Here is a 1,341-nt window from a genome sequence, read left to right on the forward strand (position 1 = left end):
CAGGGCTGATGCGTTCTCAGCAGGTGATCTTGAGGAGTGCGGTGGCGTGGTCGGGGCGTGACCGGTAGTGGTCGGCTGCGGCGGCGATGTTGGTCCAGCCGGCCTGGCGCATCAGGCCGATGGCGAGGTTTCGCAGTGTGGCCATGGCGCGGGGCGCGCTGCCGGTGCGGACCCTGGAGGCGTCTTCGGCGAAGGTCACGTCTCGCACATGGTGCAGTGCTTCCACGGACCAGTGGCCCTGGACGAGTTCGGCCAGGCGGGCGGGGTCGGCCTGGCAGGGGGTGAGGCTGGTGACGGCGTAGACCGTCTTCGTCTGGACCTTGCCGGTCTTGGTGCTGACGCGGCGTCGCTTGATCTCGATGGCCTGGACGGCATGCGGGAACAGCAGCCCGGCTTCGACGGTGCACACCTTCAGGCGTCGGACCTCTCGGCGTCCGTGCCCGGTGGTGCGGGTGCGGTCCAGCAGCGGCATCTGCTGCCAGGGCAGGCGGCGCAGTTGCCGGCGCAGCTTCTTCTGGTTCCTCTTGACGACCAAGAGGTAGTGCCCGCCAGCCGCGGTGATCTTCTTCGCGGTCTTGCGCTGGGTGTGCATCGCGTCGGCGGTGACGACCACGCCGTGCAGGTCGAAGCGGGCCAGCAACGGGGCCAGGGCCGGGATCTCGTTGCTTTTGGCCGCCACTTGGCGCTGGGCGATGACGGTCTGGCTGCCGTGCAGGGCGGCGGCCAGCAGGTGGACAGCTGTCCTGCTGTTGGTGCGTGAGCCGCGCACCGCCTTGCCGTCCACGGCGAGGCCGACCAGGGCTTCGTCCTCCTTGACGGGATCGGCGGCATGGCGGGCGAGCCAGGCGCCGACGGCGTCGTCCAGCGCGTCGCCGTCGATGCGGGCCAGCAGTCGGCCGAGCGTGGAGGCGTCGGGCACCGCACGGGTGAGGCCGAGCCCGGCACGGACGTGCGGGTCGGCGTCGTGGGCGTACCGGGCGATCTGCGCCAGGGAGCGGGCCCCGCCGAGCACGGCCGTCAGGCACAGTGCCAGCAGCACGCCGATGCGGTAGCGGCGCCCGCGCACCCGACGCGGATCGGGCACGGCGGCCAGCACCTCGGACAGCGAGGCCAGCTCGTGCGGTTCGACAGACGGGCAGGGGGCGTTGCCGCCCTCGCAGTGGCGCGCGAGGACGGTGATCAGGGAGGATGACACGCGGACGCGACTCCAGGACGATCTTCGGTCTCAGAAGCCTTGATCATCTGGCGTCGCGTCTCTTGCTTCCACTCCGGCAAACCACCCATCAGGCACCAGAGCCGACGAATCGGTCCATCCCGCCAGCTGAGAACGCATCAGCCCTG

At 70.5% G+C, this 1,341-nt stretch carries 1 protein-coding gene; it reads right to left on the minus strand.

Translation table 11 applies throughout. The annotated features are described in order from the left end of the window. Window positions 1-16 precede the first annotated feature (16 nt). Window positions 17-1,195 (minus strand): ISAs1 family transposase, encoded by a 1,179-nt coding sequence (locus ACZ52R_RS43525; RefSeq protein WP_465755584.1) that lies wholly within the window; start codon window positions 1,193-1,195, stop codon window positions 17-19. Window positions 1,196-1,341: the final 146 nt, after the last annotated feature.

Source organism: Kitasatospora sp. NPDC034023 (genome assembly GCF_055575795.1).